10 protein-coding genes are annotated in these 10732 nt (G+C 70.8%); 4 read left to right on the forward strand and 6 right to left on the reverse strand.

What is annotated here, in order from left to right:
• The first annotated feature begins 5 nt into the window (after window positions 1-5).
• From ACJOT3_RS21335 to ACJOT3_RS21350, 4 genes are all read left to right on the forward strand, one after another.
• A complete protein-coding gene (locus ACJOT3_RS21335; protein WP_406974839.1) occupies window positions 6-539 on the forward strand; it encodes a DUF2617 family protein in 534 nt (177 codons plus the stop codon).
• Entirely contained in the window at window positions 536-862 is a 327-nt protein-coding gene (locus tag ACJOT3_RS21340; protein ID WP_406974840.1) for a hypothetical protein, read from the forward strand. Before ACJOT3_RS21335 ends, ACJOT3_RS21340 begins: the two co-directional genes overlap by 4 nt.
• An 89-nt stretch (window positions 863-951) precedes the next feature.
• Window positions 952-1380: a DUF350 domain-containing protein gene (locus ACJOT3_RS21345; protein WP_406974841.1), complete on the forward strand. Its 429-nt coding sequence runs from the start codon at window positions 952-954 to the stop codon at window positions 1378-1380.
• 115 nt (window positions 1381-1495) lie between these two features.
• Window positions 1496-3013: a polyamine aminopropyltransferase gene (locus ACJOT3_RS21350; protein ID WP_406974851.1), complete on the forward strand. Its 1518-nt coding sequence runs from the start codon at window positions 1496-1498 to the stop codon at window positions 3011-3013.
• 442 nt (window positions 3014-3455) lie between these two features.
• On the opposite strand, the gene ACJOT3_RS21355 is transcribed toward ACJOT3_RS21350, so the two are convergent.
• The 6 genes from ACJOT3_RS21355 to ACJOT3_RS21380 all read right to left on the reverse strand — a co-directional run.
• On the reverse strand, window positions 3456-4880 hold the full coding sequence (locus tag ACJOT3_RS21355) for an NAD(P)/FAD-dependent oxidoreductase (RefSeq protein WP_406974842.1): 1425 nt from the start codon (window positions 4878-4880) through the stop codon (window positions 3456-3458).
• 139 nt (window positions 4881-5019) lie between these two features.
• Window positions 5020-5820 carry an ABC transporter permease gene (locus tag ACJOT3_RS21360; protein ID WP_406974852.1) on the reverse strand — a complete coding sequence of 267 codons (801 nt, stop codon included), beginning with the start codon at window positions 5818-5820 and terminating at the stop codon, window positions 5020-5022.
• A 35-nt stretch (window positions 5821-5855) separates the two neighbouring features.
• Window positions 5856-6713 carry an ABC transporter permease gene (locus ACJOT3_RS21365; RefSeq protein ID WP_406974843.1) on the reverse strand — a complete coding sequence of 286 codons (858 nt, stop codon included), beginning with the start codon at window positions 6711-6713 and terminating at the stop codon, window positions 5856-5858.
• A gap of 24 nt (window positions 6714-6737) precedes the next feature.
• Window positions 6738-8003: a polyamine ABC transporter substrate-binding protein gene (locus tag ACJOT3_RS21370; RefSeq protein WP_406974844.1), complete on the reverse strand. Its 1266-nt coding sequence runs from the start codon at window positions 8001-8003 to the stop codon at window positions 6738-6740.
• A gap of 106 nt (window positions 8004-8109) precedes the next feature.
• Complete coding sequence (locus ACJOT3_RS21375) at window positions 8110-9282, reverse strand: ABC transporter ATP-binding protein (RefSeq protein ID WP_406974845.1); 1173 nt, start codon at window positions 9280-9282, stop codon at window positions 8110-8112.
• Between the two features lie 78 nt (window positions 9283-9360).
• On the reverse strand, window positions 9361-10732 hold a 1372-nt coding region (locus ACJOT3_RS21380; protein ID WP_406974846.1), incomplete at its 5' end, for a gamma-aminobutyraldehyde dehydrogenase.

Here is a 10732-nt window from a genome sequence, read left to right on the forward strand (position 1 = left end):
GGTCCATGCGAGTCGGCATCAGCGCACCCTTCGTCGACACCCGGGCCGCCGACCTGGTCTGGGCGCTCGGGCACCCGCTGATCGACCCCCTGGCCGTCCGCTCCCTGCGGGTCGCCGGCACCGGGGTCGAACTGCGTGTGCTCGGCGCCTCCCACCAGGTCGTCGTCGCGTCGGCGCCGGGCGGCCTGGTGGAGACCGTGGCCTGCCTGCCGGGAGTGGGCGGCGCCCTGCCGGGCACCACCGAACGCCCCCACGGCACCGGCCGCTACCGGTTCGACTCGCGTGTGGAGACCCTCGGCCGCACCGAACTCGCCCGCCGGGTCGGCGACCTCCACCGCGAGGTCGCCGACGACCCCGGCGGGCTCCTCGTCGCCTTCCCCGGTGACCCGTTGGCCGTGACCGCGCTGCACCTGTCCCTCGACGGCGCACGCGACGACGGGGGTCGGATCCACTGGCGCACCTGGCACGTCTATCCCCAGAGCGGAGAGCTCGTGACCACGCACTCCACCGTGACCCCCCACTTCGGAGAAACCCCATGAACTACCACCACGGCCAGGCACAGCCGGAGAACAACCGGAACAAGACCGTCGTCACCGTCCTGGTGGTGATCGGTGTCATCGTGCTCCTGCTCGTCCTGATGAGCGCGTGCAACAACGCGAGCGCCGCCAACTGCCCCGATGAGAGCCAGGTCTCCGACCCGGCCTACAGTGAGCAGGAGTGCCGCGCCTCGTCCGGTTCCTCCGGGGGCGGGTTCTTCTTCTTCGGGCTCTTCGGCGGCGGCAACAACAACAGCTACAACAACAACGACAGCGGCGGCAGCGGCAGCGGGTTCCGGGGCGGCGGCACCGGCGTCGGCAAGTGACCCCGAAGCGCCGGTCCCGACTCCGACCCCGACCCGCCGACCATGACCCGCCCGGCCGGGACGCCCGTGTTCCCCGCTAGAACTGGACCATGAACGAGATCCTCTTCAACAGCATCGCGGCCCTGGCCTACGCCGGGGTCGGCGTGGTCGTCCTCGCGGTGGGCTACCTGCTCATCGACGTCCTCACCCCGGGGAAGCTGCACAAGATCGTCTGGGAGGACCGCAACCCCAACGCGGTGATCCTGGTGTCGGCCAACACCCTGGGCGCGGCCATCGTCGTCGTCACCGCCATCCTCTCCAGCGACTCCGAGATCGGCCTGGGCGCGGGACTGCTGTCCAGCGCGGTGTACGGGCTGATCGGCCTGGGTGTCATGGCCCTGTCGTTCCTGCTCATCGACCTGCTCATCCCCGCCAAGATCGCCCACATGATCAGCGACCCCGAGCCGCACCCGGCGACCTGGGTGAGCGCCACCGCCCACCTGGCCATCGCCGGGGTCGTCGCCGCCGCCCTCACCTGACGGGGGCCGGGCCCCGAGCCGGGGCCCGGTCCGCCCGCACCCGCAGAGAAAGCAGTACCCCATCGTGATCGAGTCACCGGCCCCGCAGCGGCCCCGACTTCCGGTACCGCCGCGGATGGCCCGGTTCCTCGTGCTGACCGCGGTGTTCGTGTGCGCCGCCTGCGGGCTGGTGTACGAACTGGCCCTGGTCGCCATCGGCAGCTACCTGCTGGGCGACACCATCACCCAGGCCTCGGTGGTCCTGTCGGTGATGGTGTTCGCGATGGGCATCGGGTCGCTGCTGTCCAAGCGGTTCCAGGGCAGCCCGGCGGTGTCGTTCGCGGTCATCGAGGGCCTGCTGTCGCTGGTCGGCGGCCTGTCGGTGCTGCTGCTGTACGGCGCGTTCGCGTGGTTCTCCGCCTACCAGCCCGCCCTGGTGCTGCTGGCGTTCGTCATCGGCGTGCTCATCGGCATGGAGATCCCGCTGCTGATGACGCTCATCCAGCGCATCCGCAAGCAGGAGGCGTCGGAGGCGGTCGCCGACCTCTTCGCGGCCGACTACGTGGGCGGCCTCATCGGCGGCCTGGCGTTCCCGTTCCTGCTGCTGCCGCTGCTGGGCCTGCCCAAGGGCGCGCTGGCGGTGGGCGCGCTGAACGCGGTGGTGGGCGTGGCCGTGGTGCTGTGGCTGTTCCGCGCCGAGCTGTCCCGCCGCGCCTACGCCGGGCTCACCGCGGGCCTGGTCGCCATCCTCGCCTTCCTGGGCCTGGCGTACGCGTACGCCGACCAGTTCGAGGTGGACGCCCGCCAGGCCATGTACCGCGACCCGATCGTGCACGCCGAACGCTCCGTCTACCAGGAGATCGTGCTCACCCGCTCGATCGACGGCCGGGACGTGCGGCTGTTCCTCAACGGCGACCTCCAGTTCTCCACCCTGGACGAGTACCGCTACCACGAGTCGCTGATCCACCCGGCGATGGCCGGCCCGCGCGAGGACGTGCTGGTGCTGGGCGGCGGCGACGGGCTGGCGCTGCGCGAGATCCTCGCCTACGACGACGTGGAGTCGGTGACCCTGGTCGACCTGGACCCGGCGGTGATCGAGCTGGCCTCCAGCGAGCCGGTCATCACCGAGCTCAACGGGGACTCCTTCGAGGACCCGCGGGTGGAGGTGGTCAACGCCGACGCCTTCCAGTGGCTGCGCGAGAACCGCGGCGACTTCGACGTGATCGTCGCCGACCTGCCCGACGGCCAGGACGTGGGCCCGTCCAAGCTGTACTCGGTGGAGTTCTACTCCCTGGCCCGCCACTCCCTGGCCGACGACGGGCGCATGGTGGTGCAGGCCGGGTCGCCGTTCTTCGCCCCGGACGCCTACTGGAGCGTGGGCCGCTCCCTGGAGGAGGCGGGCCTGTCCGGCACCCCCTACAACGTGGACGTGCCCTCGTTCGGGAACTGGGGCTTCTACCTGACGTCCCTGGAGGGCGCCCCCGCGCTGGAGATCCCCGACGACGCGCCGCCGCTGCGCTTCCTGGACGAGCCCCTGCTGGACGCCGCCCAGGTCTTCCCGCGCGACCGCCGCGAGGACACCGGCGTGGAGGCGTCCACGCTCATGCACCCGCGCATCATCGCCTACCACCAGGGCGCCTGGCGCGGCTACTGAGCCGTGCCCGCCTCGGCCCTCCGCTCCGGCCCGTCCCCCGGGTGCCCCCATGGGCGGGAATCGGGTTTCAGGAGGCGCGGTGCCCCCGTCGACGTCCACCCGTCGAGGATCAGAAGGTCCTCGACGGACGGCCTGCGGTCGCGGACTTCCCTTTCACGGACGGTCTGCGGCCGCGGGCTCCCTGCCCGTCGCCCACCTGTCCTGGCGGCGCTCCGGCCCGGGTGCACCCGGGCCGGAGCGGACCGACACCGCGCAGCCTGATGTGTCGGGCCGGTGGGCGGCCGCGCGGTGGTCTGCGGGGGAGGGCACGGGAGACATCCCGTGACCCGACCCATCCTGTCCCACCGCGGGGGAGCGGCGCGGATGCCGCGCCGCCCCGGGCAATCCCTTACTCCGCCCTACCAACCCTTTTCCGACACGCCGCACGAACCATCGCAGAACGTCAGCTGTCGAAGCCCATGCCCAGCGCGTCCAGGGTCCGCAGCCACAGGTTGCGCTTGCCGTTGTTGCGGTCGGCGGCCGCGGTGGCCCGCAGCGTCAGGCCGATGCCGATCGAGCGAACCGGCTCGGGCGGGAACGGCAGCGGCTTCTCCCGCACCATCCGCAGCCGGGTCCGCTCGGTGTCCAGCCCGTCGAGCCGGTCCAGCATCACCTGGGCGCCGAACCGCGTCGCCCCCACGCCCAGCCCGGTGTACCCGGCGGCGTAGGCCAGCCTGCCCCCGTACCCGGTCCCGAAGAACCCGGAGAACCGGCTGCACGTGTCGATCACCCCGCCCCAGGAGTGGGTGAAGCGCACCCCCGCCAGCTGCGGGAACGTCGCGAAGAAGTGCTCGGCGAGCGTCTGGAACGTCTCCGGCCGCTGGTCGTACTCCGGCCGCACCTTCCCGCCGAAGTGGTGGACGGCGTCGTACCCGCCCCACAGGATCCGGTTGTCCGCGGTCAGCCGGTAGTAGTGGAAGAAGTTCGCCGCGTCCCCCACCCCCTGGCGCCCCTTCCACCCCAGCGACTCCATCCGCGCGTCGCTCAGCGGCTCGGTCACCAGCGCGTAGTCGTACACCGGGGCCAGGTAGTGCTTGAGCCGCCGCAGCGGCCCCGGGAACGCCCCGGTGCCCCAGGCGACCCTGGCCGCGTGCACCGACCCGCCGCGCGACTCCAGCCGCAGCCCGGCCGGGGTGGACCGGATCGCCCGCACCGGGGTGTTCTCGAAGATCCGCACCCCCAGCCGCAGGCACGCCTCCCGCAGCCCCCAGGCCAGCTTGCCGGGGTGCAGCATCGCCACCCCGTCGGGCTCGTACAGCGCGCGCACGTAGGTGGGGGAGTCGATCTCGGCGCGGGTCCGCTCGGCGTCCCACACCTCGGCCCGGTGCCCCAGGGCGGCCATCGCCGCCGCGGACTCCTCGAACCCCTCGGCCTGCCAGGGCTCGGTGGCCACCAGCAGCTCGCCGGTGCGCTCGAACTCGCAGTCGATCCTGTACTTCTCCACGGCCTCGCCGATGGCGTCCAGGTTCGCGTACCCCTGGCGCTCCAGCTCCGCGATCTCCTCCGGCCACCGCTCGGCGCCGTTGTCGTACCCGTGGGTGAGGCTGGCGGCGCAGAACCCGCCGTTGCGCCCGGAGGCCGCCCACCCGGCGGTGCGCGCCTCCACCAGGACCACGTCCCGGTCGGGGTCGCGCTCCTTGGCGATGAGCGCCGTCCACAGCCCGCTGAACCCGCCGCCGACCACGGCCAGGTCGGCGAAGACGTCGCCCGCCAGCGCCGGGGCGGCCTCGGGCACGTCGTGTCCGGGCACGTCGGGATCGAGCCAGAAGACCCGGGGGAGGGCGCCCTTCAGCGCCTCGGAGGCCCCTGCGGTGACCGCATCGGCCATGGGTATCACACACTTCCGTTGGTGGTGGGAAAGGGATTCGGATACAGGATTCGGTTACGGATTCGGATTCGGTCGCGGATACGGCTCGGGGCACCGGCCGGGCGACACGTGCCCGTCCGGTGCCCCGGTGGGACGGGCGTCAGGCCCGGCGCCTGGCCGCGATGATGTTGATGACGGCCATGGTGAGCCCGACCGCGAACAACAGCGTGCCCATGACGTTCACCTGCGGGGGGATACCGACGCGCGTGGCGCCCCAGATCCACAGGGGGAACGTGTTCACGTCGCCGCTCACGAACGTGGTGATGATGTAGTCGTCGATGGACAGGGCGAACGCCAGCAGCCCGCCCGCCATCACCGCGGGGAACAGCATCGGCAGCGTCACCAGCCGGAACGTCTGCCACGGCCCGGCGCCCAGGTCGCGGGCGGCCTCCTCCAGGCTCGGGTCCAGGGTGATCACCCGGGCCCGCACCGTGATGGCGACGAACGACACGCAGAACATCACGTGCGCGATGACCGTCGTCCAGTACCCGGTGGTGATGTTCAGCATCAGGAACGTGGACAGCAGGGCGGCGCCCAGCACCACCTCGGGTGCGCTGATCGCCGCGAACATCACCAGGTTGGTGAGCTGCTTGCCGCGGAACGTGTACCGCCCCAGCGCCATCCCCAGCAGGGTGCCCAGCACCCCGGCGATGAGCATCGTCAGCAGCGCGATGCTCACCGAGTTGAACATCGCCGTGTTGAGGTCGGGGTAGGCGAACGCGTTCGCGTACCACTTGAGGGTGAACCCCTGCCAGGTGATGTTGTGCCGCCCGGCCGGGTTGTTGAAGCTGAACGCGATCATGAACAGGATCGGCGCGAACAGCCAGGCCAGCACGGCCCACGTGTACAGGCGGCCCCAGTCGGTCCGGCGCCGGGCCGTGGGGGCGGAGGGCCGCGACACGGTGTCGGCGCGGTCCTCGGTGTCGAACGTGGCGCTCACGACGTGTGCACCTCCATGACCCGCTCGGTGCCCAGGGCCCTGGCGTAGCTGAAGATGCCGACCAGCAGCAGCCCCATGAGCACGAAGGTGATCGACGCGGCGATCGGGTAGTTGTTGTTGACCAGGTACTGGGTCTGGATGACGTTGCCGATCATCGTGTTGTGCGTGCCGCCCAGCACCGACGCGTTGACGTAGTCGGCGCTGGTCGGGATGAACGTCATCAGCACGCCCGCGAACACGCCCGGCAGCGACACCGGCAGGATCACGTGCACGAACGCCCGCAGCCGGTTGGAGTACAGGTCGTGCGCCGCCTCCACCAGGTGCGGGTCCATCCGCTCCAGCACCGCGTAGATCGGCAGCACCATGAACGGCAGGAAGTTGTAGGCCAGCCCCAGGATCACGGCGGGCGCGGTGTTGAGCACCGCGAACCCGTCCGGGAGCAGGCCCAGGTCCTTGAAGGTCCCCAGCACCACGCCGTTGTCGGCCAGGAAGAACCGCCACGAGATCGTCCGCAGCACGAACGACACGAAGAACGGCAGCAGGAGCAGCAGCAGGTAGGTGGACTTGTAGGCGCCGCCCTTGAAGGCGATCCAGTAGGCCATCGGATAGCCGACGGCGATGCACACCAGGGTGGCGCAGCCGCCGTAGAACAGGGAGCGCAGGATCTGCTCCCAGTAGGTCCCGATGGCGTCGACGTAGTTGCCCACCTCGAAGGTCTGCTGGAAGCCGGTGATCACGTTGCCCGTGGTCAGCGACAGCGACAGCATCCCGCCGATGGGGACCACGAAGAACAGCGCCAGCCAGGTCCACGCCGGGAGCACCAGCACGTAGGGCGTCAGCTTGCGGTTTCTCATGGGGAGACTCGGGATCGCTCGGCGTCAGCTCTGCGTGACGGCCTGGAACAGGGACGAGAACCCGTCCTGCTCCTCGGTCGGCAGGACGACGAAGTTGTGCAGGTTCTGGTAGTCCTCCTCGGTGGGGAACACGAGGGAACTCTCGGCCATCTCGGTGAGCGCCGCGCCGCGCTCGTTGTCGCCCTCGGCCGCCGCCCACTCCAGCATGACCTCCTGGGCGTGGGGGACCGGGGAGATGTAGGCGATGTACTCGGTGAGGCCGGTGGCGATCTCCGGCTCGTACAGGAAGTTCATCAGCTCGCTCGCGTCCACCGGGGCCTGGGTGGTGAACGGGATCGTGAGGTTGTCGGTCCACAGGGTGGCGCCCTCCTCGGGGATGACGAACTTGAGGTTCGTCCCCTCCTCGGAGTTCTGCTGGTAGATGTCGCCGGACCAGGCCATGGTGATCCACAGGTCGCCGTTGGTGAGCGGCTGGATGAAGTCCTGGTCGTAGTAGGCGCGCACGATGCCGGAGTCGCGCTGCTCGCGGAGCTTGTCGGCGGCCGCCTCCCAGTCCTCGGCGGTGGAGTCGGCCGGGACGACGCCGTTGGCCAGCAGGCCGAAGTTGGCGATCTCCTGCGGGTCGGAGAACATGCCGACCTTGCCCTCGAACGCCGGGTCCCACAGGTCCTGGATGCTGGTGATCTCCCGGTCGATGAACTCCGGGTTGTAGGCGATGCCGGTCATGCCCGAGGCGTAGGGGACCGTGTACTTGTTGCCCGGGTCGAAGGTGCTGTTCTTGTAGACCTCGCCCGCGTACTCGGCGAAGTTCGGCAGCTTGGAGTGGTCGAGCTGGATCAGGTAGCCCAGCTCGATGAGCTTGGCCAGCTCGAACCCGTTGGGGATGACGATCAGGTCGTAGCCGATGTCGTCCCCGTTGGCGAGCTTGGGCTGAATCTGCCCGAAGAACCCGGCCGCCTCCTGCACGTCCTCCTTGTACTCCACCGTGATTCCGGTGGCCTCGGTGAACTGCTTGATCTGGGTGCGCTCGGAGTCCATGTACAGCGGCCAGTTGGCCCAGCGCAGGTTCCCGGTGCGCTCCTTGCCCTCCCAGAAGTTCGCGTCGGCGGCGGGGTCGCGCTGCTGGCCCCCGACACCGCACGCGGACAGGGCGAGGGCGGCGGCCGCCGCCCCGCCGGCCTGGAGGGTGCGCCGTCGGGTCAGGCCGGGCAGTCCCAGCGGACTGCGGCGTGCCCGGGTGAGGCCGCGAAGGAGTGCGGGATCGATACCGGCGCGCGAGCGGTTGTTCATGAGTCGTTCCTTGACTTCCAGTGGTCCGCCGGGGACGGGCGGGGGTTCGGGGGTGGCGGCGCCGATACCGGTCGGCGCCCTCGGGGTCGCGGATGGAACGGCGAGGTCAGGCCAGCAGCGGGTAGGAGTGGTGGGCGGGCCAGGACAGCCACACCCGGTCGCCGCGGTCGGCGGCCAGGGTGGAGTCGGAGGAGTTCTGCAGGAACACGGTGACGGTCTCGCCGCCGCCGATGTCCACCTGGTAGTGGGTGGCCGACCCCAGGTAGACGGTCTCGGCGACGGTGCCGGGAACGGCGCTGAGGTCCCCGCCCGGCTGCTCGGTGCCGATGCCGATCTTCTCCGGGCGCACGGTCAGGTACACCGCCGAGCCGACCGCGCCCGGCCCCTGGGAGGCCAGCGCCGGGGGCAGGTCCGCGAGCAGGGCGGTGGCGCCGCCGGCGACCTCCACCCGCCAGGTGCCGCCGGACTCGCCGCGCACCGTGCCCTTGATGAGGTTGCTGGTGCCGATGAAGTCGGCCACGAACCGGGTGGCCGGCTGCTCGTACACCTGCGCGGGGGTGCCCAGCTGCTCGACCCGGCCGTGGTTCATGACCGCGATGCGGTCGGACATGGTCAGCGCCTCACCCTGGTCGTGGGTGACGTAGACGAAGGTGATGCCGACCTCGCGCTGGATGCGCTTGAGCTCCACCTGCATCGCCTGGCGGAGCTTGAGGTCCAGGGCGCCCAGGGGCTCGTCCAGCAGCAGGGCGGCGGGCTGGTTGACCAGGGCGCGGGCCAGGGCGACCCGCTGCTGCTGGCCGCCGGAGAGCTGGGCCGGGCGGTGCTTGGCCCGGTGCCCGAGCTCGACCAGTTCGAGCATCTCGCCGACGCGCCGCCTGATCTCGTCCTTGGCGACGCCCTTGCGCTTGAGGCCGAAGGCGACGTTGTCCGCGACGTTCATGTGCGGGAACAGGGCGTAGCTCTGGAAGACCATGTTGACGTCGCGGCGGTTGGCGGGCACCCCGGTGACGTCCCGGCCGTTGAGCCGGACGACGCCCTGGGTGGGCTCCTCGAACCCCGCGATCATCCGCATGGTGGTGGTCTTGCCGCAGCCGGAGGGGCCCAGCAGGGAGAAGAACTCGCCCTGCTCGATGGCCAGGTCGACGCCGTCGACGGCGTTCACGGTCTCGGAGCCGGAGCGGAAGGACTTGAACACCCCCTCCAGGCTGATCGCGGGCTGTCCCGAGGCCGAGGTATCCACGTCGGGTGTCTCCGGTGCTGTGGTGCTGGTAGAGGCCATGGTGGGGGTGGTCCTGTCGCTTGCTCGTTGCCGTACCGGGAGGCGGCCGGTCCGCCCGGGCGGACCGGCCTGGGCGTGTCACTCGCCGATGTAGCTCATGACGTGCTTGACGCGGGTGTACTCGTCGAAGGAGTACATGGACAGGTCCTTGCCGTACCCCGAGTGCTTGAAGCCGCCGTGCGGCATCTCCGCGGTGATCGGGATGTGGGTGTTGATCCACACGCACCCGAAGTCGAGGCGGCGCGAGACCCGCAGGGCCCGGGCGTGGTCCCTGGTCCACACACTGGAGGCCAGGCCGTACTCCACCGAGTTGGCCCACGCGACCGCGGTGTCCTCGTCGGTGAATCTTTGCACGGTGATGACCGGGCCGAAGATCTCGTCGGTGACGAGCTCGTCGCCCTGGCGCAGGCCCGAGACGACGGTGGGGGCGTAGAAGTAGCCCTCCTCGCCGACCCGGGAGCCGCCCGCCAGCACCTCGGCGTGGTCGGGGGCCCGGTCCAGGAAACCGCTCACCCGTGCGAGCTGGTTCGCGTTGTTGACCGGGCCGTACGCCGCGTCGGCGTTGCTCGGCGGGCCGGTGACGGTGCCGCGGGCCTGCTCGGCCAGGGCGGCGGCGAGGTCGTCGTGGACGCCCGGCGCGGCCAGCACCCGGGTGGCGGCGGTGCAGTCCTGGCCGGCGTTGAAGTACCCGGCCTCGGCGATGCCCGCGGCGGCCCGCTCGATGTCGGCGTCGTCGAACACGATGACCGGTGCCTTGCCGCCCAGCTCCAGGTGCAGGCGCTTGAGGTCCTTGGACCCGGCCTGGGCCACCTCGTACCCGGCCCGGGTGGAGCCGGTGAGGGAGATCAGGCCCGGCACCGGGTTCTCGACCAGGGCGCGGCCGGTGTCGCGGTCGCCCGCCACCACGTTGAACACGCCCGGCGGCAGGAACTCGGCGGCGATCTCGGCCAGCAGCAGGGTGGAGACCGGGGTGGTGTCGGAGGGCTTGAGGACGATGGTGTTGCCCGCGGCCAGGGCGGGGCCGATCTTCCAGGCCGCCATCGCCATCGGGTAGTTCCACGGGGTGATCTGGCCGACGACGCCGATGGGCTCGCGGCGGATCCAGGAGGTGTGGTCGGCGATGTACTCCCCGGCGGCCCGGCCCTCCAGGTTGCGGGTGGCCCCGGCGAAGAAGCGCAGGGCGTCCAGCACCTGCGCGATCTCCTCGCTCTTGGTGAGCTCCACGGGCTTGCCGCAGTTCTGGACCTCGGCGGCGACGAGCTCGTCCGCGCGCTCCTCCACCCGGTCCGCGAACTTGTTGAGGGCGATCTGCCGCTCGGCCGGGGTCCGGTCGCGCCACCCCTTCTCGAAGGCGGTGCGGGCGGCCTGGAACGCGGCGTCGACATCCTCGGCGGTGGAGACCGGGGCGGTGGCGAAGACCTTCCCCGTGGCCGGATCGATGAGATCGCTG

Source organism: Nocardiopsis protaetiae (assembly GCF_045446735.1).
GTDB classification, from domain to species: Bacteria; Actinomycetota; Actinomycetes; order Streptosporangiales; family Streptosporangiaceae; genus Nocardiopsis; species Nocardiopsis protaetiae.